This is a genomic window from Nitrospira sp. CMX1, assembly GCF_054902215.1.
Genome location: NZ_JBUBKD010000011.1, coordinates 83,738 through 106,988, shown reverse-complemented (window position 1 = coordinate 106,988; position 23,251 = coordinate 83,738). Strand labels below are relative to the sequence as shown.

Annotated in this window: 24 protein-coding genes; 11 read left to right on the top strand and 13 right to left on the bottom strand. The window is 55.4% G+C overall.

Annotated elements, in window-relative coordinates; genetic code table 11:
* The first annotated feature begins 192 nt into the window (after nucleotides 1-192).
* From ACYX34_RS02490 to ACYX34_RS02470, 5 genes are all read left to right on the top strand, one after another.
* Complete coding sequence (locus ACYX34_RS02490; protein WP_462074976.1) at nucleotides 193-1,638, top strand: amidohydrolase family protein; 1,446 nt, start codon at nucleotides 193-195, stop codon at nucleotides 1,636-1,638.
* A 159-nt stretch (nucleotides 1,639-1,797) separates the two neighbouring features.
* Nucleotides 1,798-2,481, top strand: a complete 684-nt coding sequence (locus ACYX34_RS02485; RefSeq protein WP_462074975.1) for a TIGR00266 family protein — start codon at nucleotides 1,798-1,800, stop codon at nucleotides 2,479-2,481.
* A 100-nt stretch (nucleotides 2,482-2,581) separates the two neighbouring features.
* Nucleotides 2,582-3,721, top strand: a complete 1,140-nt coding sequence (locus tag ACYX34_RS02480) for a M48 family metallopeptidase (RefSeq protein WP_462074974.1) — start codon at nucleotides 2,582-2,584, stop codon at nucleotides 3,719-3,721.
* Nucleotides 3,718-4,218, top strand: coding sequence for a metallophosphoesterase family protein (locus tag ACYX34_RS02475; RefSeq protein WP_462074973.1), 501 nt, complete (start codon nucleotides 3,718-3,720; stop codon nucleotides 4,216-4,218). Before ACYX34_RS02480 ends, ACYX34_RS02475 begins: the two co-directional genes overlap by 4 nt.
* Nucleotides 4,219-4,327: 109 nt before the next feature.
* The gene (locus tag ACYX34_RS02470; protein WP_462074972.1) at nucleotides 4,328-4,918 is read left to right on the top strand and encodes a DUF3332 family protein; all 591 of its coding nucleotides are present in this window, start codon (nucleotides 4,328-4,330) and stop codon (nucleotides 4,916-4,918) included.
* 57 nt (nucleotides 4,919-4,975) lie between these two features.
* On the opposite strand, the gene ACYX34_RS02465 is transcribed toward ACYX34_RS02470, so the two are convergent.
* Together ACYX34_RS02465 and ACYX34_RS02460 are read right to left on the bottom strand one after the other, a co-directional pair.
* Nucleotides 4,976-5,659: an outer membrane protein gene (locus ACYX34_RS02465; RefSeq protein ID WP_462074971.1), complete on the bottom strand. Its 684-nt coding sequence runs from the start codon at nucleotides 5,657-5,659 to the stop codon at nucleotides 4,976-4,978.
* Nucleotides 5,660-5,748: 89 nt separating this feature from the next.
* Nucleotides 5,749-6,069, bottom strand: coding sequence for a TRL-like family protein (locus tag ACYX34_RS02460; RefSeq protein ID WP_462074970.1), 321 nt, complete (start codon nucleotides 6,067-6,069; stop codon nucleotides 5,749-5,751).
* 240 nt (nucleotides 6,070-6,309) lie between these two features.
* Between ACYX34_RS02460 and ACYX34_RS02455 the strand changes: the two genes are divergently transcribed.
* From ACYX34_RS02455 to ACYX34_RS02445, 3 genes are all read left to right on the top strand, one after another.
* Nucleotides 6,310-6,735 (top strand): PEGA domain-containing protein, encoded by a 426-nt coding sequence (locus ACYX34_RS02455; RefSeq protein ID WP_462074969.1) that lies wholly within the window; start codon nucleotides 6,310-6,312, stop codon nucleotides 6,733-6,735.
* Nucleotides 6,736-7,097: 362 nt separating this feature from the next.
* Nucleotides 7,098-7,607, top strand: coding sequence for a DUF3015 domain-containing protein (locus ACYX34_RS02450; RefSeq protein ID WP_462074968.1), 510 nt, complete (start codon nucleotides 7,098-7,100; stop codon nucleotides 7,605-7,607).
* A 56-nt stretch (nucleotides 7,608-7,663) separates the two neighbouring features.
* A complete protein-coding gene (locus ACYX34_RS02445; RefSeq protein WP_462074967.1) occupies nucleotides 7,664-9,571 on the top strand; it encodes an Lnb N-terminal periplasmic domain-containing protein in 1,908 nt (635 codons plus the stop codon).
* Nucleotides 9,572-9,595: 24 nt separating this feature from the next.
* On the opposite strand, the gene ACYX34_RS02440 is transcribed toward ACYX34_RS02445, so the two are convergent.
* Entirely contained in the window at nucleotides 9,596-9,850 is a 255-nt protein-coding gene (locus tag ACYX34_RS02440; protein WP_462074966.1) for a hypothetical protein, read from the bottom strand.
* Nucleotides 9,851-9,971: 121 nt separating this feature from the next.
* Between ACYX34_RS02440 and ACYX34_RS02435 the strand changes: the two genes are divergently transcribed.
* A complete protein-coding gene (locus tag ACYX34_RS02435) occupies nucleotides 9,972-10,784 on the top strand; it encodes an alpha/beta hydrolase (RefSeq protein WP_462074965.1) in 813 nt (270 codons plus the stop codon).
* Nucleotides 10,785-10,863: 79 nt separating this feature from the next.
* On the opposite strand, the gene ACYX34_RS02430 is transcribed toward ACYX34_RS02435, so the two are convergent.
* From ACYX34_RS02430 to ACYX34_RS02385, 10 genes are all read right to left on the bottom strand, one after another.
* The gene (locus tag ACYX34_RS02430; RefSeq protein WP_462074964.1) at nucleotides 10,864-11,085 is read right to left on the bottom strand and encodes a type II toxin-antitoxin system HicB family antitoxin; all 222 of its coding nucleotides are present in this window, start codon (nucleotides 11,083-11,085) and stop codon (nucleotides 10,864-10,866) included.
* 371 nt (nucleotides 11,086-11,456) lie between these two features.
* Nucleotides 11,457-11,861: a hypothetical protein gene (locus ACYX34_RS02425; RefSeq protein ID WP_462074963.1), complete on the bottom strand. Its 405-nt coding sequence runs from the start codon at nucleotides 11,859-11,861 to the stop codon at nucleotides 11,457-11,459.
* A gap of 308 nt (nucleotides 11,862-12,169) precedes the next feature.
* Nucleotides 12,170-12,904, bottom strand: coding sequence for an SDR family NAD(P)-dependent oxidoreductase (locus tag ACYX34_RS02420; RefSeq protein ID WP_462074962.1), 735 nt, complete (start codon nucleotides 12,902-12,904; stop codon nucleotides 12,170-12,172).
* Between the two features lie 32 nt (nucleotides 12,905-12,936).
* On the bottom strand, nucleotides 12,937-13,683 hold the full coding sequence (locus tag ACYX34_RS02415; protein WP_462074961.1) for a TIGR04282 family arsenosugar biosynthesis glycosyltransferase: 747 nt from the start codon (nucleotides 13,681-13,683) through the stop codon (nucleotides 12,937-12,939).
* Nucleotides 13,684-13,686: 3 nt separating this feature from the next.
* Nucleotides 13,687-14,379, bottom strand: coding sequence for a TIGR04283 family arsenosugar biosynthesis glycosyltransferase (locus tag ACYX34_RS02410; protein ID WP_462074960.1), 693 nt, complete (start codon nucleotides 14,377-14,379; stop codon nucleotides 13,687-13,689).
* Between the two features lie 19 nt (nucleotides 14,380-14,398).
* Nucleotides 14,399-14,812, bottom strand: a complete 414-nt coding sequence (locus ACYX34_RS02405; RefSeq protein ID WP_462074959.1) for a hypothetical protein — start codon at nucleotides 14,810-14,812, stop codon at nucleotides 14,399-14,401.
* A gap of 2 nt (nucleotides 14,813-14,814) precedes the next feature.
* Nucleotides 14,815-15,972 carry a 2'-deoxycytidine 5'-triphosphate deaminase gene (locus ACYX34_RS02400; protein ID WP_462074958.1) on the bottom strand — a complete coding sequence of 386 codons (1,158 nt, stop codon included), beginning with the start codon at nucleotides 15,970-15,972 and terminating at the stop codon, nucleotides 14,815-14,817.
* A complete protein-coding gene (locus ACYX34_RS02395; RefSeq protein ID WP_462074957.1) occupies nucleotides 15,969-17,162 on the bottom strand; it encodes a KamA family radical SAM protein in 1,194 nt (397 codons plus the stop codon). The genes ACYX34_RS02400 and ACYX34_RS02395 overlap by 4 nt, the downstream gene beginning before the upstream one ends.
* 17 nt (nucleotides 17,163-17,179) lie before the next feature.
* Nucleotides 17,180-17,512: a glutathione S-transferase N-terminal domain-containing protein gene (locus ACYX34_RS02390; RefSeq protein WP_462074956.1), complete on the bottom strand. Its 333-nt coding sequence runs from the start codon at nucleotides 17,510-17,512 to the stop codon at nucleotides 17,180-17,182.
* A 188-nt stretch (nucleotides 17,513-17,700) separates the two neighbouring features.
* Entirely contained in the window at nucleotides 17,701-19,293 is a 1,593-nt protein-coding gene (locus ACYX34_RS02385; protein WP_462074955.1) for a hypothetical protein, read from the bottom strand.
* Between ACYX34_RS02385 and ACYX34_RS02380 the strand changes: the two genes are divergently transcribed.
* Both ACYX34_RS02380 and ACYX34_RS02375 read left to right on the top strand, forming a co-directional pair.
* The gene (locus tag ACYX34_RS02380; RefSeq protein WP_462074954.1) at nucleotides 19,288-20,907 is read left to right on the top strand and encodes a phosphatidylglycerol lysyltransferase domain-containing protein; all 1,620 of its coding nucleotides are present in this window, start codon (nucleotides 19,288-19,290) and stop codon (nucleotides 20,905-20,907) included. The genes ACYX34_RS02385 and ACYX34_RS02380 overlap by 6 nt on opposite strands.
* Entirely contained in the window at nucleotides 20,904-23,216 is a 2,313-nt protein-coding gene (locus ACYX34_RS02375; RefSeq protein WP_462074953.1) for a PAS domain S-box protein, read from the top strand. The genes ACYX34_RS02380 and ACYX34_RS02375 overlap by 4 nt, the downstream gene beginning before the upstream one ends.
* The last annotated feature ends 35 nt before the right edge of the window (nucleotides 23,217-23,251 follow it).

Below are 23,251 nucleotides of genomic sequence, written 5' to 3'. Positions count from 1 at the left end.
TGTGCGGAAACCAACAACGTCAAGTCTGAAACATGAAACTGCTGGCAGAGACGTTCCATCCTTGACGCGAACAAGGTGGGCTCGGTAATGCTCGCTTGACAGCGTGTTGAGTATTTCACACAATCAACGGTCCGCATATAGTGAAGGGACGGTCATGGAGTACATCTCAATCCCAGGTTCGGCGGTCGCATCATGAAGAAGGGCCTGACTTGCCCAACGCGGATTCCAACGAGGATCGTCTCGAATGAGGAGTTCCGCCCCATTCCCCAGACGAGACGGCAGCAGCGTGTTGAGCGAGTGGCCGAAGACCTCATGGAACGAGCAGTGACGCGCAGCGGAATGACCAGGCGAGCATTCTTGAGCGCAACGGGTGGGATGGCTGCGGCGCTGTTGGCCATGAATGCCGCGTTCGGTAAGTTTTTCAATATTGGAGACATCGAGCTCTTCGAAACCGCCGCGTTCGCCGAGCAACAGGGCGCCCCGTACTTTATCTTCGATGTGCAAACCCACTACGTCGGATCCGGTTATGATCCCGCCGATGCCGAAGCCGTTCGCAAAGGCGCGGTGTCCAAGCAAGCGCTGTTGTCGCTGCGGCGGTCCATTCGTGAGTCCGGACTCAATCCACGATTGGCCGGTGATCGGGGCACCATCGATGACTTGTCCTGGAAAAATTTCGTCAAGGAAGTTTTCTTTGACAGTGAAACCGCGATCGGCCTAATCAGTACGCCGCCAGGTCCTTATCCACAAGAGGCCGTGGTCCCGCCAAAAGAAATGGCCCATATCCGAGATGAGATCAACCGGTTAGCCGGCTCACAGCGGATGTTGGCCCATGGTTTGGTGACTCCTCAGCTAGGTGCGGCAGATTTGGACTTCATGGCCATGCAGGCCGAGATGCTCAAGGTTGATGCCTGGAAGTGTTATACCGGGTCCTGTCCGAAGGGATTCGACCGAGGCTGGCGGATGGATGACGAACGGATCGCCTATCCCATGTTGGAGCAAGCGAGAAAACTGCGGGTCAAGCGGATCTGTGTTCACAAGGGGCTCCCGCTGGGGCCTGTCCCCGACTACAACCATCCGAGAGACCTGATGAAGGCGGCCAAGGACTTTCCAGACCTCGACTTTTTGGTCTATCACTCGGGGTTCCGAGGCGTGGCGTCAGTCGATCAAGTTTTTGCAAAGACCGGCGAAATCCCGTGGACTACCGAATTCTGCCGGATGAAGGAGCATGAGCCGGGGATCTCCAACATCTATGTGGAGCTGGGGTCGACGTTTGCGCAATTGGTGACTACCTATCCGCTGATCTGCGCGCATCTGCTGGGGCGGCTCATTCGTGCGTTCGGTGTCGATCATGTCTTGTGGGGGACGGATTCGATCTGGTATGGAACACCGCAATGGCAAATCGAAGCCTTCCGGCGATTTCAGATTCCAGAGGCATTGATCCAAGAACACCACTATCAACCGTTGACGAGACAGGTCAAGGAACGCATCTTTGGTCTCAATGCGGCGAAGGTGTTTGGGATAGACGTGGAGGCCAAACGCCATGAGGTGCCACGTGATGCCCTGGGGCGGCTCCGCATGAGCTATCTGGAGGAGGGGCCGGAGCCGAGCCGTCGGGTTTATGGGTGGATAGCGGGGTGAGTTGGGCAAGGCTGGCTCATGTCTTCTGCTCGCGCACCGCGCACGCAAGAAGGATGTGGATCGCTGAGAGAGGGGAGGTGCTCGGTGCATGCGCGCAATCAAGACATGGACCAGCCTCGCCCATGATGGGTGAAGGAAAAATAAAGAGGAGATGAGAGAATGAAGAGTGAAATCCTATATCCCGGTGCATTTCCGATGGTGCGTATTGAATTGGCGGAAGGAGAAAAGATCAAGGCGGAGTCTGGTGCGATGGTCGCCTGTTCTCCGACCATTGATATCGAAAGCAAAATGGAAGGCGGGTTTCTCGGCGCCTTGTCACGGAAATTTCTGACGGGGGAGAAGTTTTTCTTTCAGACTCTTCGTGCAAGTCGGGGGGCCGGTGAGGTGTTGCTGGCGTCGACGGTGCCCGGAGAGACGGTGATTCTTGAACTCGATGGCGTGAACGAATACATGGTGCAGAAAGACGGATTTCTTGCCGGTGCAGACGGAGTCGTCATCGATAGTCAAATGCAGAGTATGACTCGCGGATTGTTGGGCGGGGAAGGGTTCTTTCTTCTCAAGATGAGCGGGAAAGGCATGCTGGTGCTGAACAGCTTCGGCGCCATTCACAAGATCGAATTGAAACCTGGTCAGGAATATATTGTCGACAATAGTCATCTGGTGGCTTGGTCCTCCACCACATCGTACAGCATCGAAAAAGCCACCTCCGGATGGGTGGCCAGCTTTACGTCGGGCGAAGGCTTTGTGTGCCGATTCCGCGGGCCAGGTGTCGTCTACATTCAGAGCCGGAATCCCGGCGGATTCGGGGCATGGGTGCGACAGTTCATCCCCGTAGCGGAGTAATGATGAGTCGATGGTCATTTGTCATTCGTCATCAAAAGGATTGGGAGACTCAAACGCAAGGTAACGACCGTTCTTTACCAATGACAGTTGACCAATGACTATGTCTCCTAATGCGCTCTGCTTCGGCGACGAATTTCCTGCGACAGGCGTGCCGTGTCTTGTCCAGATTGAAGCTCATGGACTCACGGTAACCCATGCTCCTGAACAGGATGGAGCTGGCAACCGTTCAGAGTCTGTGTGCTTTTCAGATGTATCCGTTTCAGCGGGCGGATTGGACCATGATCAGCTGGTGCTGCATTGGGGAGGAGCAGCGGGCCAGAGAACGCTGTATTTGAAGAATCCTGATGTGATTCGGGCCTTTCGACGCATGGCGCCGGATCACATGAGTCGTCCACTTGAACAGGCGGCAGAACAGGTCCGTCAAGTTCGGCAACGTCATCGGGTCGTGTGGGGGCTCGTCAGCGGAACGGTCCTTGTGCTGGTACTGGGATTGTGGTTCGGCAGTGATCTGTTGGTCGAACTTGCCGTTAATCGCATTCCGGTCGAGTGGGAACAGAAGTTGGGTGAATCAGCCTACCGTGAGTTTCTTGCGGGGCAGGATGTGACGAAAGACGGGCCCGCAGTGGCTGCGGTCAAGGAGATGACACAGCGCCTAGCCAGTCAGGTGCCCAACAACCCCTATCGCTTCGAGGTCACTGTCGTGAAGAGCGACGTGGTGAATGCCTTTGCGCTGCCCGGTGGGTATGTCGTCGTATTCACGGGGTTGATGAAAAAGGCGGAGAGTCCGGAAGAAGTGGCGGGGGTTTTGGCTCATGAGTTGAACCATGTGCTCCAGCGGCATGGACTTGAACGGATCATCAAACAGCTGGGATTTGTGGCCGTCGTGTCGATCGTCCTGGGCAATCCACCGGGGCTGGGCGGGGTTATGAAACAGCTCGGGGTGGAATTGATGACGCTGAAGTTCGGCCGAGCTCAGGAGACCGAAGCGGATACCACCGGCCTTGATTTGCTGTATCGTGCAAAAATTAACCCCGAAGGGATGATCACGTTCTTCGAGCGACTGGCTGAGAAAGACGAAGGACGGGTCGAGTGGCTCTCCACCCATCCGATGAGCAGCGCCAGGGCCGATCATCTCAAAGCACGACTCGCGGCAATGCCGAAGCAGAAGACTGAGCCGTTCTCCTTTGAGTGGCCGAAGGTCCGAGAAGGATTGGGCGTGTCCTCGGGCTCTGCTCCGTGAGCCGATCACGGCTCTTCCGTATCGGAGTCATCGCCGACACGCATGGCCTGTTCGACCCGGCAATCCAGCAGCATTTCCAACATGTCGATCATATCGTGCATGCCGGTGATATCGGCAAGCCCACCGTCATCGATCACCTGAAGGACATCGCTCCAGTGACGGCGGTTTCCGGCAACGTAGACGAGTACGAGAAGAGCGGTTTTCCGACCGAGGCGTTGCTGAACTTGAATGGGTTCCGTATTGCGATTCGGCATGTCGTGTTTGAAGCAGGGAAGCTGAGCAAAGAAGGGAGAGCGTTTCTCGATCGTATGCGACCAGACATTTGTATCTTTGGTCATACTCACCAACCAAAGAACGAATGGCTCGGCGACACGCTGCTCTTCAACTCCGGCTCAGCTGGGCCGAAGCGATTTAAGCTGCCGAGGATGCTAGGAGTGATCACGATCGGGGCGCAGCTGTCGGCGAGACACATTCGCTTGAAAGATCGGATTGCATGATTTGCGATTTCTGATGAGACGAGATAGTGCCGAAATCTTGGATTGTGTTAGATGAGGACTTGCACGACGAATGAGACAACACGATTATTTTGATGAAAGGGGAAAAATCATGGGCAGATTGGGTCAACGAACTATTGCTGCGATGGTGTTGCTGAGTGTGATGATCATGAGTACTGCATGCTATGGTCCGTTCAATCTCACGAAGAATGTCTATCGCTGGAACAGTAATGTCAAAGGCAACGGTCAAGTCAACGACAAATGGATGAAGGAAATCGTATTCTTCGGCATGTTGATTGTCCCGGCCTATATGTTCTCCGCGTTACTGGATACCTTCATCTTCAATTCGATGCATTTTTGGACGGGTGAAAGCCCCATCAAGGAGTCCGATCTGGGTAGCGATGATACGAGGGTGGCCACGTTAGGAGAGACCACCATTCGATGGACTGCTTCAAGCGATGGTGCAGTTGTGACCTACGAGCGTCATGGCATCGTCGAACGCCGTGCCACGATCGTCGCCAGTGCGACGGGCTATCGCCTGATTGACGAACATGGGAATCTTCTCTCGGAAGCGGAGTATGCGGCCGATGGGAGTGTGCGTCTGCTGAACGGTGAATGCCAGGTTGTGAAGGAATTGAGTCAGGAGCAGCTGAGAACAATCGCCGGGGATCGGGTTGCACTGTTTGCTGAAGTAAGAAGGTAACGTCTTGTTGGTGTCAGTCTGATGCCGGTTAGACCGGCATCAGACTGACGCGGAGCTTTAAAAGCGTAGGCCAACCCCAAGTAGTCCATAGTGAGTGCGAAAATCGGCAGCCAGTCCTTCCCAGTGATAGTTTGACGACAGATACCGGTACTCACCGAATAAAAAGAACGCCATATCTCGCTGCTTATTGAACAGAGTGAGTTGTGGTTTCAGCATGACTTGTACTCCACCGAGAAACTGATGCGTGAAGGTGCGGGCTGAGTCAAAATCCTTATCGTCGCGTCCTGCGATGTTGGGATTGAGGAGCGTCCCGTGAGACCATCCGATGCCGGCACCGACGTATGGGCGAAACCGTTCTCCCGGATAGCGGAGGATCAGGTTGAACGTTGTATTGATCATCAGCATGTCCGAACGTCCCGTTTGATTCGTGCGTCCATTCGCAATGTTGGGAAAGGACAGGGCTGTGCCATGAATGTTGGAGTCCATCTCTAGGCCCACGATTCGTTTCAGAACGGCTGGAAAGACTCCGATCTTGAACCCCGCGCCAAAGCCCTGCTGAGCTGAGGCAGAAACGCTTGTTCCCTGGTTGAATAGATCCTGATTTCCGGGCAACGTGCCCAGTGCGTATCCACTCAATTCAATATCTCCAAATTCGGCTGGGAACGCGACGTCGGTAAGGCTTGGATAGCAAGACAGTAAACTCAGTAGCGCAGCAGATCGTACCAGGGAATCGAGTCCCATGGTTCACAAGAGCCTGAAGGCAAGAAAATGAAAGGGCCTTCCGGACATCATCCTGAAGGCCCTTTCTTCTATTCGGGTACTGCAGTCGCCTAGTTGCCGCGAACGATCGTGCACCACTCACCGATAACGCCAAGAATGTTCTTGGCTGAGTGGTCGACAACCGCAACGGTGGTGATACCACCAGCCGCTTTTGCTGCTGAGACGCTTGCATCACCGGTAGCAACCCAACCGAGGATCGACTGGCCGCAGGCCTTACCCTCTTTGGAGGCTCCTGATGCGTCGGTGGCTGTATCGCCGTACTTCGCTTCGGTGTAAATCGTGCCTAACATCGGAGACGCAACAATCATACAACCCGACGTGCTGAGTCCGATGAGGACTGCAAGAGTAAGTAGAAGGCTCGTCCGCTTCATGAATCCTCCTTGTGGATGAAGTTTTATAAACCCCTGTGATCTGCCTAGGTACTCTAAGCGTTCACCGAGTCGGAGTATAGTCAAATGCGTGAGAGCCGTCAATGTGAAACTTGATCCGGACGGTGTTGTGTCGTGCATGGAGAGGAAAGCGAATATAATTATTTGTACTCATTGTGCGAGGTGGATTTGCTCGCACGTCACCGACATGATATGAGTGGGAAAGCGAAAGTGAGGGTGTCGATGCTATTACAAATCGGTTTTATTCAGAAGTGTTCTCGGATACTCGCGATCCTTGTCTGTGCGGCCTATCTGTCAGGATGTTCTTTTTTCGGCGGGTCATCGCAGAACTTCGCGGTCAGTTCAGATCCGATGGGTGCTACGGTGCGGATCAATGGTCAACAGGTTGGTGTCACGCCGCTCCAATATCAAGTTTCTCGAAGAGGGGATCTGTTGATTGAAGTAGAAAAAACAGGTTACAGGAGCCAATTTCGACAAACCTCGAGAAAGCTGAGTTCTTTAGGAATTGCAGATGTCATAGGCGGAGCCTTTCTTTTGCTTCCGCTTATTGGTCTTGTCGCGCCAGGGGCATGGGAGCAGGACCCTGCTGCGATGGGGTTCTCTCTCGAACCTGCCGCAGCATCGTCGACTTCCACACCCGCTCCCTGAAGCTGGCGGGATGTGTGATCCTTTTACCGGAGAATTTACGGCATGCCCGCAAGGTGCAATCCGGTAAATTCATAGTAGAGGCCTTTGTGCATCTGCCGGTTCATCGCTCAGATTTTCACTCTGAGCTTGGGTGGGGTATTTTGCTATTACGTCACCCACCCTTCGCATGCTCTGCAGAGAGCAGAAAAATCGTCAAGCTGATCCTCGATTACTCACGATCAAGACTCCTTGGTCACTCTGTGTGGGTGAACGCTGTAAGTGAAAATTTTTTGTAAACATTGGAGTCGAACTCAGCTATACTCTGCGGTGTTTCGACGATGGTGCGGGTACTTAACCACTTTCTAACTACCGGAGGAGGACTTATGTCGAAGAAAGTACTCTTATTGGCTGTTGCGATCCTGTTTGGTAGCCAGGCGGGGTTGGCAATGGCAGCAAATCCAGACACTGGTCCGGGCTGTGGGTTGGGGAAATTGGCTTGGAGTGATTACAAGGGCCAGAAGGAGATTGCGCCACAGGTGATGATGGCTACCACGAACGGAACATTCGGCAGTCAGACATTCGGTATCAGCACCGGCACTTCCGGGTGTACAAACGATGGCAAGATCTTGGGTGAGCACAAGACAACGATGTTTGCATCGTTGAATTTCGATGCCCTCACGGCTGAAATGGCTCAAGGACAGGGAGAACACCTGGCCTCGCTGGCAACGCTGATGGGTGTGCCGGCAGAGCGTCATGCAGAGTTCTTTGCCATGACCCAGGAACGGTATACGTCTCTCGTTCAGGCTGGCGAAGCGTCTCCAGTCGCGCTCGTGAAGTCCCTCAACGATGCAATCGCGGGCCATCCGGTCCTCGCACAGGCATCGGTACGTTAAGCTAGTACAAGGGCCCTGGCAGAAATGCCGGGGCCCTTATTGCCTCTGTTTGCACCGTGTTGGTTCTACTCGTTGCGTTTCTAGCCTGTCTGTCCGCTCCTCTTTCCTCTGAGGCACAGGAAGCTGATCAAGAGCTTTATTCCAAACAGCTCATCCACCAGGCCGAACGAGCCAGGCTCGCAGACCATCGTGAATGGCAGCTGTTATTGCACTATCGGAAGAATCTCTTTGGTGGCTATGAGAGCGAGCAGGACGATCCTGGTTTTTTCTTATCGCCCAAAGGAAAGACGGATCCTGCTGCTGAGCTTGCAGCGACACTTGCGCAATTCTTTTCTGCTGATCTGGTTGGTCGCTCACAGCAGCCTGCGCAATGCGCGTTCGTTGCGCGGTACCACTGGCTCAGGGAACAATTGCGGTTTGACCCGGCTCGACTTCCACCGATGGCTTGTGAGCGGTTTGATCGGTGGTATGAGGATTTTGACGCCCAATCGATCTCGCTGATCTTTCCCGCAGCTTTTCTGAACAACCCGGCGTCTATGTTCGGCCATACCTTGTTCCGAGTGGATCAGAAGGGGCAGACCGAACAGACCAGAATTCTCGCTTATACGATCAACTACGCGGCCGAGGTGCCTCCCCACGCCGGTCTTGCTTACCCGATACGAGGCATCTTGGGAAGCTATAAGGGGTATTTTTCGACGATTCCGTACTATCTGAAGGTTCAGCAGTATCGAGATATCGAAAACCGAGATATTTGGGAATATCGCCTGAACCTCACGGGAAACCAGCTACGGCGATTCTTAATGCATACCTGGGAACTAGGGAATGCCTACTTCGACTATTTTTTCTTCAAGGAGAATTGTTCGTATCATATTCTCGCGCTCTTGGACTATGCCGACCCTGAATTACACCTGACCGATGAGTTCATGGGGTGGACTGTTCCGGCCGATACGATTCGATTGGTCGTGTCAAAACCTGGCCTGGTGTCTGATATCACCTATCGTCCCTCCCGCAGTACGGTCATCAAGCGCAAGCGAGAAGCATTGCCGGCGGAGGAGCGGGATTTAGCACATCGGATGACACAAGACGTTGGGGAAATGACCTCTACGGCATTCACCCGATTAGTGCCCGCTAAGCAGGCATTTTTACTGGATCTCGCATCGGATTATCTGCGCTACCGAATTGAGACGACCGATGACCCCAAACCGGAATGGAAGGCCCAAAATAGAGAAATTCTGGCCACTCGCAGTCAGCTCCGCATCCCATCCAAGGAGTTCCTGGTGCGCCCTTTTGCGAAGCAGCCTGAACTTGGACATAAGATGCACCGAGTTTCGATCGGAGGAGGTTGGCGTAATAACGACACCTTTGAAGAAGCGACCTTTCGCGGCGGTTATCATGACTTGCTCGATCCGGAGGTTGGGTATACGCCGGACGCGCAGATTGAACTGGCTTCGATTACGGTGCGGCACTACAATCGAGTAGATCAGACCAGGGTAGAACGGGCGACGTTGCTCAACCTTCTCTCCCTTTCCCCGATCGATTCCGTTTTTCACGCCCCCTCCTGGAAGCTCAACCTTGGGATGAATACCATCCGGCATAACGAGTGTCGGCTCTGCAGCAACGGCATCTTCAGCGGCGGGATCGGAGGGGCAAAAGAATTGCGATTGCTCAATCGTGAAGTCTTGTTTGCTTTTGCGGAAACCGAAGTAAGCGTCAGCAAGGCCTATGATGAAATGCATCGAATCGGCGGAGGCGGAACAGTCGGCATACTGGCTGATATGACCGAGCGTTGGAAAATTATGGCAACGGGGTCATATCTAAAATTTCCCTTGGGTGACAAGTCAGACGATTTTCGGTGGTACGTCGGATCACGATTCACGCTGGTGCAGAATTGGGCGGTCAGGCTGGAATACAACCATCGTGATCGGGATAATGATGTCCTCTTCAGCGTCCAGGCCTATTTTTGAGTGCGAGATGGTCCTGCGGGGGAACTAGTACTTGATTCGCTTGAGGTGGAATCGAGAGAAGGCGTCTGACTCGAGCGTGGGGTGGGGTGTTTTCGTCCTTGGCTGGTTAAAATCAACGTCGATCTCCTCTTTGCTCGCTCCAAGCTTGATGTGCTCGAAATCCGCTTCCTTATTCCCAACCATGGCCATCATGACCGAGCACCCAGAGAGAGTCAGCAGCACATACAGGGTCAGCAGCACAAACAGTCCACAGAGTAGGCTGGAAAAGGCTTTGAGCATCTCACATCCTCCACGGAGCGGGGTACGTTGCAAGCCCTTTGTCGAATGAGCTATAGCGCGGTTTAGAAAATGAGACAAGCAAACCGTCATTTTTTTCATGCGTTGGAGGTAGCTGGCCCTGGTGGGTCTAGTGCTTCCTTCTCTGCGTCGGTTCCGGTATCCTGCCTCCGTGGGCTTCCTCGATCAATTCTTTGTCTACTATCCTGAACCCTGGCAAAACCGAGACTGGGCAAGAGTCAGTGGATTGCCTCTGGAAGAGGTCTGGTTTCAGGCTGCTGATGGAGTTCGTTTGTTCGGATGGTATGTCGAAGCAGCGGCGGATCGTCCCGTCATGCTCTGGTGCCATGGCAATGCGGGAAACATCAGTCACCGCCTTGAAAATCTGAAACTGCTGTTCCAGCTCGGGTTATCCGTATTCTTGTTCGATTATCGAGGGTATGGAAGGAGCCAGGCGGTCAGACCAAGTGAGAGGGGACTCTACGACGATGCCTATGGGGCCTATGACTATCTTACGCGCACGAGAAACATTCGCCCAGAACGGATTGTGCTCTTCGGCCGATCTCTTGGAACAACAGTAGCCGGTGAATTGGCCGTGCAACGACCGTCCTCAGCGCTGATCCTTGAATCGTGTTTCCCCTCCATCGAAGCGGTGGCCAAATTTCACTACGGTGGGTTGCCTATCCACTGGCTTCTTGGAGCGGAACATCGATTGATCGACCGCCTCCCTCAGCTGTCCCTCCCCAAGCTGGTCATCCATGGGGACAAGGACGAGCTCATTCCGATCCAACTAGGACGCCAGGTCTTCGACGCAGCCAAACCGCCAAAGGAATGGTATGTGATTCAGGGTGCCGACCATAACAATACCTATCTAGTCGGCGGCGGAGCCTATTTCCGACGGATGGGAGAATTTATCAAAAAAGCGGTTGCGAAATGAGCCTGAATCAGTTTTGACAGACTAATACCAGACCTTTGTTCCGGCTCGGCATTCAAATGTTTGTGGAAGCCGAGTTACCTTATGAGCCAGTTTGATAGATGACTGGTCGATAACGCGGTTTAGGGATGGGCTTGCCGGACGCACGAGCGGCTTCCAGCCAGACTTTCTTGGCCAGTTGAGCTTGTTTCAAGGCATCGACCGGAGTTTTTCCGTAGGCAGAACAGGCTTCGAGATCAGGAATATCCGCGATGTAGCCTTTGTCTGCTTCACTATAGAAGATATTGATGTGATAGTCCTTCATGGCTCCTGCTCGCTATTAAGTTGTAGATTATACCTCTCTACCAAATCAAGCAACTGTCGGACTTGGTAAGGTTTGGCCTTGCCGCTGACTTCCTGAAGATTGACCAATTCATGCAGGGCTGGGTGGATAAAGACGTGGTGACCACCCCGTACTCGTGAGAGTCGAAATCAAAAGGCTTCTGCCAGTCGTACCGCTTCAGTGAATCGAAGGTTCTTGGAGCCGGTGAGGGCTTTCACAAGGAGTTTTCGTTTGTTCATCCGTTTCAGTCCGATGACAGCCTGTAAGAGTATAGGCTTTGCGAGAGTCAAAGAGATTATAAGACCTAGTCTCTTTCTCGGGATAAAGAGCAAAACCAACTAGCGTGTTAGTCCTCACCGCTTCGCTTCCGGTGGGGGCCAGTTCATTTCGGTGTGCCGGCCGCAGTAATAACACTGGAGACGATACCGAGCCTTACGTCGGGGATTCGGCAAGGAGACGAAGGTAATGGGTGTGTCGTCGTACGGACAGGTCGGTTGATCGTGGAGCAGATGTGTTTCGGCCATCAGTGTAATAGAGGCGACATCCCAGGACGGATGATGCTCTTCCTTGCCGGTGATCTTTTCCACGATGTGACAACGTTCACAGGTGGCTTCGTAGGATTTGATGCGGGCGCTATGTGGAGAGTGATCAGCCACGTCCATGGCTCCACCGCAGCCCGGCTGCACGCAGGTGACGTGCTCATGCTGAAGGGCTTGGACGAATCGCCGATGGGCTTCGCGTTCCTGCTCTGATTTCATCAATGACCCTCCATTTCTGAATCTTCCTTCCCTTTCCAAAACGCGTCGAGTATTTGAGTCGTTCGCACTACCGCATTGACCGATTCCGTCTTCCCCTCGCCCTTTTCAGGAACGGCATTCAGGTTGGTTCCCCTGCATAGATGGATCAGTTTCTCAATACTACCTTCCCTCCTCCTCTTTGCGAGGGAGCGTCGGGTTGGTTTCATACTGCGCGCATTGACCGCACACCGCCTCTATTTTGAATATGATCGAAATTCTTGGTGGGCGGGCAGCGAGCACTGAAACTAACCTGATGCTCGCCTCGCTTCCTATATCCCCCACGCTCCGCTGATTTGAATGTTGGCGCCGTTGACGTATCGAGCGTCATCGCTGAGGAGATATCGGACGGCTGCGACCGTATCGTCGATCGTTCCGATATAGCCGGCAGGAATACGTTTGATCATAGCCGCGAGTTCTTGCGGCGGCGCGCTGCCCGAGTCGATGAAGCCTGGGGAAACGGCATTGACAGTGACGCCGTAGGGCGCCAGCAACTTCGCCAATGTCCGCGTCAAGATGAGGACGCCGGCCTTGGCAATATAGTGGCCGGTCACGTCCGGCTGGGCCTCCATTTGATCGGCGTTGGCCATGCTGAAGCTGATGATACGGCCGGATTTGCGTGCTTTCATACCAGGTGCCACAGCCTGGGCCAAATAAAAGATGGGGTGAAGGTTACCCGAAAACATCTCGTTCCAGCCCTCGACGGTTTCATCGAACAGATTGATGCGATGATAAGGGCCGGCCCCATTGATCAGGACATCGATCCGTCCCCACTTCTGTTCTACCTGCGAAACCAGATTCTTGGCTGCAATTGGATCAGAAACATCGCAGCGGAGAGCCAGCGCCTCTCCCCCTCGTGCCGTAATCTCTTGGGTGGTCCGCTGTGCCTCTGCCTCGCTCGTTCGATAACAGATCGCAATCTTCCACTGTTTCGCCGCGAGATCAAGGGCGATTCCTCGCCCGATGCCTTTTGCTCCTCCGGTGATAAGCGCGACTTGTTGATCCATATGATCCTCAACGTTAGAGAGTTACGGAGGTATTATGCCTTCGAACCAAGTCGTTTGGCGAGCAATTGCAGCACACCGGCAGTCCGGTTCGAAAATACCCGATCATTTTTAGGGTTTTTGGTGTCGGCGACATTTGCTTCAATGAGTGCTTGCAAATCGCCGACCGTATCCACATCCCGCCAAGGATCAAGCAGCGCAGTCTTCAGTCCAAGCGTTGCCGCTTTCTCTTTCGTCAAAGCGAGGACCTGCTCGGTGGACCATGGAATGTCGGTGAAGAGCTCTGGGACTAGATGTTTGAGACCGATGAGGTAGTAGCCTCCGTCTAGAGCGGGACCAAGAACCAGATCATGGCCTTGGAACAGAGCGAGGGCTTGTTTAAATCGATCGAGAGGAAGAGTCGGAACATCGGTTCCAACGATCAGGACACGCTGGTATCCGCGGGCGAACATCTGCTCAAATGCACGAGCCATTCTTGTTCCCAGGTCATCGCCGACTTGGTCAAAGATCTTTATGCCGTGCCGCTCTTCCATGATCTTGAAGAACACATGCCTGGCGGACGGTGCACAAGCCAAGTGCCGCTCGACCGGTAATTTGAGTGTTGTCGCGGCGAGTTTGGTTCGCTCCAATGTGTCGAGGACAAAACTGCCATGGAGCGTCGCGGCTTCGTCCGGTGTCAAAGGTGGGCAGAGACGCGTCTTCACCTGGCCCGGTATCGGCGCTTTGGCGAAGATCACAAGGGCAGTGCTGGATGCGGAATGCTGAGGGCGAGGAGTCGGCACGTGTCACCTCACGGTATGGTAGAAGCGTGTAAGCTGATGTGGATTAACGCCTGCCCAATAGAGGAATCGTAGGGTCCACATCAGGAGGATGGTCCGAAGTGGGCCTTGCTGTTCCCATCGTCGGAATGAGGTGGTGACTGTTTGGCGAAGTGCCGCAGTCGATCCGGTCTGTTTGAGTCTTCGGCTGAACTCAATATCTTCCATCAGTGGGATGTCCGCAAAGCCTCCAAGTTGCTCAAAGATGTGGCGACGGACAAAGATCCCTTGATCTCCCGTGGCGATGCCGCTCGTACGTGAGCGCCAGTTCATGAGCGCGCTGATGATACGGCCCCAACCGGAGTCAGTGTCGAATCGGACATCGAATCGGCCTCCCACGATAGCCGGGTCCTGGAGGGCAGATTCAATGATCCGAGAGGCATCATCTGGCACCTGTGTGTCGGCATGCAAGAACAGGAGAATGTCTCCACGGCTGATCTTTGCTCCCTCGTTCATCTGTCGGGCTCGTCCGGTCGACGTTCCTACGATGTGAGCGTTGGACGTTTCAGTGCAAAAGGCACTCGCAATCGGAAGAGTGCGATCGCTGCTCCCTCCATCAACAATGATGGTTTCAAGAGCGAGAGACGATGGAAGGCTGGCCAGTGTCTGCCCAAGGGCCTGTTCTTCGTTCAGCGTCGGAATGATGACGGAGATCGTCATCCTGCAGGGTGCATCACGCTCAGGTGGTCGGCTTCTTGGGTTCGACGAACATGAAATACATGACGATGATGATGGTGGTCCAAAACAGCACTTGTTTGTGCCAAAACAGCACTTCACCATATTGAAAGAGCCCTAAGGCCAATGTGACGGCCAGCGCCATGACACCATATCGGATGGCCGGTGTTTCGATAGCGGCATTGGCCCAGACTGCGAGGCCGCCGAAATAGATAAGAAACGGGACGATATTGATCTCAAACCCGCCGCTGATGGAAAGAAAGATATTGAGAAACCCGATAAACATCAGCGCGGTGCCGACCATCAGTCCGATGACGTGAACTTGGTGTTCGGAACTTCCACGCGACTCTTCCGGTTCGGACGGAGGCGACGGACGAGCGGGTTCGTGAGGATGGGACGGCAAATCAGATGGAGCCATAGTTAGATCTTAAAATGTTTGCTGAGCGTGAGGGTCTGTCGTTGATAGGATGAGCCCAAGCCGGATCCATAGAGCTGTGTCGGGTTGGCCATCATGGTTTCATACAACACTTTGAAAAACGTTTGTCCGTCGTGGATCAAGAACGGCACATCGTGCGGGCGAACTTCTAAGACGACCTGCGTGCCTTTAATCTCGCCCCTGGCCCCATACCCGAAGCCCGGGTCAAAAAACCCTGCATAGTGTGTCCTAAGCTCGCCACAGGCCGCTTCGTACGCCACCATTTCGGCGGCATAGCCGGGGGGCACCCGAATGCGTTCCTTTGAGACAAGGATATAAAACTCTTCCGGCTCCAATAGCAAGCTGTCGTGGCGATGGCGGTAGAGCGGCTCCCAGAAGTCAGCCGCAGCATAGTGGCCGACTTTCTCGAGGTCGATGACATGGCTGTTTTTCTTGGCGCGGTATCCAATCACGCGGGAATCTCGCTGATCCCCTCCGGTGAGGTCAATGCGAAGGAACAGGCCACGCTCCGCGCGAACGTCTTGGCTGCCGATGCGCTTGGTGGGCGCGACGTTGTGGTACAACAGCGGAGTCGCCCGATGGAGGGCGTGCAGTGATCGATCTGAAACCGTGGCCTCGCCGCGCACGAACCGGACTTGGTTCAGCGACTGTCCGGTGCGGACTTTGATGGCAAACGAACGGGGAACCACCTCGAGGAAGAGCTGTCCCCGATAGCCGGCTCGGATTTCGTCGAACCCCGATGTGAGGTCCGTCACCACGCGGGTGAATACATCCAGGCGCCCGGTCGTGCTCTTCGGATTCGCCCGTGCGCGGATTGTTGCGGGGAGTGCCAATTCTTCCAGCAAGGGGACAAGGTAGACGTGGCCTTTTTCTAGAATGGCACCATCGCTCAGATCCATTTCGTACATCACGAGATCCGACTGGTAGAAATCCATGACGTTCAGGCGGGACGAGATCGCCGACAGTTCCGGCAAGAAGCTGCTGATCAGTCGGTAGGCTTTGCGGCCGAGCCGGAGGTCGAGACTGGCCGGTTGGATCTGTCGGTCTTCAATCGCCGGAGCGGCGGTGATGGCGCCGCCGGAGATCAACCGTCTGATGTCCTGATAGGGGGAAATCCCGGATCGGGGTGAATGAGTCGTCACAGTTCGTCCGCATCTCCGCCGCAGCTGTTTCCCCACATGGCGTAGCCGTCGCGATCCGGGTAGCTGTCCCCGCAAGCCGCATAAGCTTCTTCTGTCTCGCCGACAGCGGAGCCCACACCGACCATCGGAAGTTCTCGTCGACCGTCTGTCTTTGGTTGGGGGTAATGGAAGGTTTTGTTCTCGTAGTTGCGGAGAACGGCCCCGTCCTCATTCAGATGGACCAGGTAATTGTCGGGCAGCAGCGGGATCTTGCCGCCTCCACCCGGCGCATCGATCACAAAATGAGGGACGGCCATGCCGCTGGTATGGCCCTGGAGCGCTTTGATGATCTTCAGGCCCGTTTCAACGGTTGTCCTGAAATGATTTGTTCCTTTGGTCAAGTCAGCTTGATAGAGGTAATAGGGCTTCACTCGCGCAAGGAGGAGTTGATGGACGAGCCGTTTCATGATTTCCGGATCGTCGTTCACTCCTTTGAGCAGAACGGTTTGGGCCCCGAGTGGAACGCCGGCATCCGCCAGACGACCGCACGCAGCCTTCACCTCCGGGGTCAGCTCATCGGGGTGATTGAAATGCAGGTTCATGTAGATGGGGTGGTACTGTTTTACCAGGTCACAGAGCTTCTGTGTGATCCGCTGAGGCAAACTTCCAGGGACGCGTGACCCGATACGGATAAGTTCCAGATGCGGAATCGTTCGAAGCGCTTTGAGTATCCGTTCGAGGAGATGGTCGGGCAGCAACAGCGGGTCTCCTCCGGACAGGATGACATCGCGCACCTCATGGTGCTCACGCAGATACTGGATGGCTCGGTCCAGCTCACCTTTCTTCAGAAATCCCGGTTTCCCGACCAGTCGCTTTCTGGTGCAGAACCGGCAGTAGATCGGACATTGGTTGGTGACCATGAGCAGCACCCGGTCCGGGTAACGATGCACGAGGTGAGGCACGGGGCTCATGAGGTCTTCTTCGAGCGGATCGTCGTCCGCCGCAATGTCATCCAATTCTGCCGTATCGGGGACCACCTGTTTCCAGATCGCATCATCCTTTGACCGGATCGTCTCAAGGACGGTCGGGGTAATGCGCATGGGGTAGGGACCGACAATGGCTTCGACTTCTTGTTCATCGAGGCCGAACCGCTTGGCGAGGTCTTTGGGCTTCACGATACTTTTAGCGAGGACTTGCTGCCAGTCTTCCATAGGTTGACCTTCGTCGATTACTTAAGCCGACAAGAGGGATGTTCGTCGTCTGGGTGTGGTGCCTCTGGTGTGGTACGGGCTTGAGACTGAAACTGGGTAGTTGTCGGAGTGCCCGCGGTGCCTGCTTGGGCACGCTCGTCCAAATAGGCCAGAATATCTTCAGTTTCCGTTAGAACCAGATCGCCGTCCTTGAGGACTGGTACATAATACTGACCGGAGACGTCATATACTTGTGTGCGCATGCGCCGGCTGTCCGGCACAATGACGGGGTCATAGGGTAGTCCCAAGTCGGCCAGCTTGCGCAGAACCACAATGCAGTCCGGGCACCAGTCGACATGATAGAGGGTCATGGCCATCGTCGTCTAAGGCTACCAGGAAAAGTGAGAAAGTGAAACGCCCAATTTGGCAGGATGGTGAAAACGTCCTCCAGCTTCATTCTCGTTTCGCCTCAGAGGCTCAACGTACGAAAAAAGTGCGCCTCGCCTCCTCGTTCGCTGCGGTCTTGCTGGAATGACATGTTGACCATCCTACCGACTCCTCATTGTTGTATGGATAGGGGGCTTTGAGAAGAGCCGGCGGATCGCACGGCACAGGGAACCATGATGGCGTCCTTCATTCCGTGAAGAATCTTCTTGTCCGCCGGACAGACGGTGGCCAGAATTCCGGCGAGCTCGACGGTTCCCTCGGATACGAAGTAATAGGGAGACAGGCGTGCGCGACCGGACATGCGAATCAGAGTTCGGCGGTCGTCGTCCATGAAATCCATCTCAAACAAGCGTCCCTTATGGAACTCCTGCAGGATATAGGGCGTCGTCGGGAAGGCGGCGAGTGCGGTGCGAAGCGCCTGGCTCCATTCAGCCTGAGACAGATCATGTCCGATCGAGACACCTCGGCTTCCCCACGCAAGTTCGGAAAATCCCGACGGCTTGATGACGAGCTGGCGTTCCTTTTGGGTCGCCCCTTCGAGAGCCGTCCATTGTGCCACGGCGTGCCCTCCCACGTGCAGGTTGGGGATCGTGGCAATGGCCGGAAGCGGAGCGGGGTCGAGCAGCCAGGTCTTGGGCATGATCGTTCTGAGATGCCGCAAGCAGTCGGGCCCCAGTGATTGTTCCCAGAATCGGCTCAGGATGGGATGATGGAGGAGGGCAAAGGCGGATTTCTCCTCAAGCGCCGGCTTATAGGGAGGGGTCAGGGCGACCCGATCTTTTTTTCCGGCATACTGGATAAGCTCGGCCTTGGGAATATTCAACAGGTCGAACAGTTCATAAAACCGATAGACGACAGCAATGGGGTATTCCTTCCCGTCGGTGCGCAACCGAAGGCCTTCTTCCGTGAAGATCACCTCGCGCGGCTCGATGCACCAAGCGGCGATGCCTTCCTGTCGGAGCTGAGCGGCCAGCCACGACATTTCCGGACGATAGTCCTTGGACTCTTCCGAAACGAGGATGGCAATGCATCCTTCGTGCTGCTGTTGAATGGCTCGCAGCATACGAGCAAACCCACGGACCATCCCCTCTCGTCCTCCGACAAGGCCGGCATGGGTACCCTCAAGATCATCATAGATCTGAGTCAGGCAGGCAGTGAGCCCAATCCCACCAGGAACGGAGTCCAGCTCGGTGATCACCATGCCGTCTTCCGTGGGGATGACATCAGGACGGATGACGGCGGGCAGTGCGTCACGAAACCGTTTCATCCGACCGTACTGTACCAGGGCTTCCGGCTTTCCTTGATCGAGCGAGGCCGCCACCCAGGCCGGTTGTCTCCCTTTGACGCTCTCGCTATAGAGTTGGTTCAGGGCCCGATAGAAGGAGAGCAGCTGTGGTCCCAATGCGGTGAAGAATTGCAGCTGATCAGCAGACAAATAAAACGGGCAGGGGCTTACCCGCCACGTCGTGGTGGCCTGCGGCGTCGTCGCCTTGTGCGACCCGGGGTCAGCGGAGGGAGATCCAAAGAGGTTGGCTTGCGACAACTGCGTGCGAATGGCGACACAGCGATCACGTGCTGCTTCGGTCGTGAGTTCGGCGCAGGGAGAGGCAGTCGGTAGCAATTGAACGAGTCCTACTGGTTGCCCTTCGATCAAGAGCGCAGGAGAGATCTTCCTCGCTCCAACGGGCCAGATGCTACCATGCACAACGCAGGTCGACAAGTGGCCGGTCTATCCGGGGTCTATGGATGCGATGAGAAAAGGCAGCTCACTGGTCGGATGGGAACCGTTCTTGCTACCTTTCAGCATGCGTCGTATGATTGGGACCCGATGGATCTTGTTGCAGCGGGTTCCAAACAAATGGTAAGGGCTCTGCCGCAAGTCGTGCCGGGATCGGCCTGTTTCCGCTGCGACGTCTGTTGCCGCTTCCCGGAGGCCGATAGTTTTCTTCGCCCTTACTTTACGGATCACGAAATCACCCAAGCGGTCGCGCATGGCCTCCCGTCTGCATGGTTCCCAAACAAGTCCGGTTCGCAGATCAATCTCGTTAAAAGCTCAGACGGCGAAGGATATCTCTGCCCCGCGTTTGATGCGCAGTCAGGTCGATGCGGCATGTATGAGCAACGGCCGCTGGATTGTCGGCTGTACCCATTGGCCTTGATGTGGGACGAATCCGGCCAGGACGTGCTTCTTGGGTGGGATACGAAATGTCCCTTCATGAGAGACGAGCCGTCTCGTTCGGTTCGGATTTATGCCGAGCAAGTCGAGCAGTGGTTGAGGAGCGAGGCGATCGTCGAACAACTTGTTGCGCATCCGCGGCTGATCGGTCGTTTCCAAGATGATGTGATTGTTCTCAGCAAGCTTCCCCATCTGACGACTCGATTGATGCAACAGCGAACCGATCCTCGACTCCATCCACTCACTCCGGCGGATGCGCCGGCATTTGCCGCTGCCGTGGAACGTGCTCACGTGCTTGATGCGGATAGGCCGGCAGCATTTGCATTCCCCTACCACTACATGTGGACCTCGGTTCTCTCCTATTGGTGGATGGAATTGGACGGCACCTGGTTCCTGTTTGCTCAGTCGCCGGATGGATGGTTCATGCCCCTTCCACCGCTCGGTCCAGGTTCGTTGGATCAGGCGGTGGACCAGGCGTTTACGTTGATGCAGCGGTGGAACGGTCCCTCACCGGTGAGCCGCATCGAACAGGTGATGGATTCACAAAAATCGAACATGCGTGTTGAGGGGATCCAATTCCGTTCGAAAGAAGGGGATTACCTGTATTCCGCTGCGGCGCTGGCAACCTTGGCTGGGGATCCGTACAAGTCTCAGAGGGCGCTCTGTAATCGTGCGGCAAGGGAGCAGGCGATCCTGATCGAACCCTATCGTACATCGGATCAGGCCGACTGTGAGGCGCTCTATCGACGATGGGCGGCGCAGAAGTGTCAGCATAATCTGGATCAGCTGGGAACACTGTTGCTGGAGGATGCCGAACCGGCCCATCGACTGGTGTTTCAGGAGCATGATCGGATTGCGGTGTCCGGTACGGTGTTCAGAGTCAACAACGAGGTCCTCGCTTATACCTTCGGCTATTGGCTGACTCCCCAGACGTGGTGTGTTCTCTTGGAGGTTGCGGATCGATCCGTTCCCGGTCTCGCCCAGTGGGTCTTCCGCGAAACCTGTCGTGTAGTAAGGGCGCAAGGGGCGGTTTGGATCAACGCCATGGATGATGTCGGGCTTCCAGGCTTGCGTGCGGCGAAGTTGGCCTATCACCCGACCACAGTCTTGACGACCTGGATCGCAACAAGGACGACCACATGACGCATTCGGAAGAGCGAACAACCTCAACGGCTCGACGGTATGAGTGGATCACCTTTGTGATGGTCCTTCTCACGTTGGCCACGCTTGGAGTGGGAACCTTCATGCTCGCTCGTGTGGAACGGAGTATCGTTGCCGCCGTCTGGCTTCCCCTCTTGATGCTGCTACTCTGGTCGACCAGCCGATTGCGCGCAGAATATCGGCAAGCGCAGCAGGAAAGCGCATGGGCGCGTGCCGCTGAAGCGGCGTTGCTCCAGAGCCAGGAACGGAATCGGGCGATCGTCGACACGGCTCTTGATGGGGTGATTACGATCGATGCGGCCGGCATCGTGACGGAGTGGAATGCGCAGGCCACGGCCATCTTTGGATGGGCGAGGGAGGAGGCGATGGGGAGGCCGCTCTCAGAGACCATTATTCCGGAACGTGACCGGGAGGCCCACGCGAGCGGGGTTCGCGAATATCTGAAGACCGGAGTCGGTCCGGTGTTGAATCGGCGGATCGAAATTGCAGCGCGGCATCGGGATGGTCATGAGTTTCCGGTGGAGCTTGCCGTCTCACCGGCGCGGATCGGAGAAACCTACATCTTCAGCGCGTTCGTGCGCGATATCACGGATCGTCGTCGAGCCGAGCGGCGTCTGGCTTCCCAATATGCCGTGACACGGGTGCTCTCCGAATCGATCACCCTGGAGCAAGCGGTTCCCAAAATTATTCAGGCAGTCGGCGAGAGTCTCGAATGGGATCTCGGGGTATTTTGGAGACTGGAGAAGCAGTCAGGCACGTTGCGCTGCCTCAACCATTGGCAGGTGGCAACGGGTACGACCGATGAATTCATCACCGAGGTGCAGTCCCAGGTCTTTAAGTCAGGGGTGGGATTACCCGGCAAGATTTTAGAAAGCGGAAGTCCTGTTTGGATCAGAGACGTATCGATGGATCCCACCTTTATTCGTGCCGATTTGGCTGCCAAGACGGGGGTTCGGAGCGCCTTTGGGTTTCCGATCCGGATCGGCGGGGACATCGAGGGGGTGATCGAGTTTTTCAGTCATCAGGTTCGCGAATCGGATCCTGAGTTGATCAGTATGATCGCCGATGTTGGGTTGAAGATCGGGCAATTCGGGGAGCGGACGAGAGCCGAGGAGGCATTACGCCAGACAGAGGCGCAACTCCGGCAGTCCCAAAAAATGGAGGCGGTCGGACGGCTTGCCGGCGGCGTGGCCCATGATTTTAACAATTTGCTGACGGTCATTCGCGGCTATAGCGAATTGATTCTGAGTCGTTTGGCGCCCGGAGATCCTGCCCGGCGGGAGATGGACGAAGTGAAGAAGGCCGCCGATCGGGCGGCAGGTTTAACCAGCCAACTCTTGGCGTTCAGCCGGCGACAGTTTGTGGCGGCCAAGGTCCTGGATTTGAATGCGCTGGTCATGAATATGGACGGGATGCTGCGGCGGCTGTTAGGCGAGGATGTCGTGGAGCTCTCCGCGGATCTCGATCAGAAGCTCTGGGCCATCAAGGCGGATCCCGGACAGATTGAGCAGGTGATCATGAATCTGGCCGTGAATGCACGGGATGCCATGCCGACGGGTGGGAAGCTGACGATTCAGACTCGAAACGTCACCATCGGGAAGGGATCCCGACGTCAGACGGTGATGCTTGAGCCTGGTGCCTACGTGTTGCTCGAGGTGAAGGATACCGGGCATGGCATGAGTGAAGAAACGCAAGCCCATCTATTTGAGCCGTTTTTTACCACGAAAGAAAAGGGGAAAGGGACGGGGCTTGGGTTGTCGACGGTCTACGGGATCGTCAAGCAAAGCGGCGGAACGATCGCGATTGAGAGCAAGATGGGGCAGGGAACCGTCTGCAAGATCTATTTCCCGAAAGTGAACGAGGCCGTCCACGCGGCCCCAAGCGTCAGTGGATTGATCAGTCGAGCGATCGGTCGAGAGACCATTCTGGTCGTCGAGGATGATCCCTCGGTTCGCGGTCTTGTGCAAGAGACCCTCCGCCTCAGCGGCTATGAGGTGTTGGTTGCTCGTCACGGTATCGAGGCGCTGCTGACAGGTGCCAAATTTTTGGGGCCGATCCATCTTCTCTTGACCGACGTGGCGATGCCACAGATGAGTGGGCCGGAGGTGGCGGAGAAGTTGACGGTGGTGCGGCCGGAGCTCAAGGTGCTGTACATGTCCGGATACCCCGACCATCCGGTGTTCGACCAGGGAGGGGGCAAGCGGGACACGGCCTTTCTCCATAAACCGTTTACGCCGAATGTCCTCACCCAAAAAGTCCGAGACGTGCTCGACGGGAAGAAGGTCGCATAGCGAGTCGACCCTGACGCCTCATCGCTTGATATCGG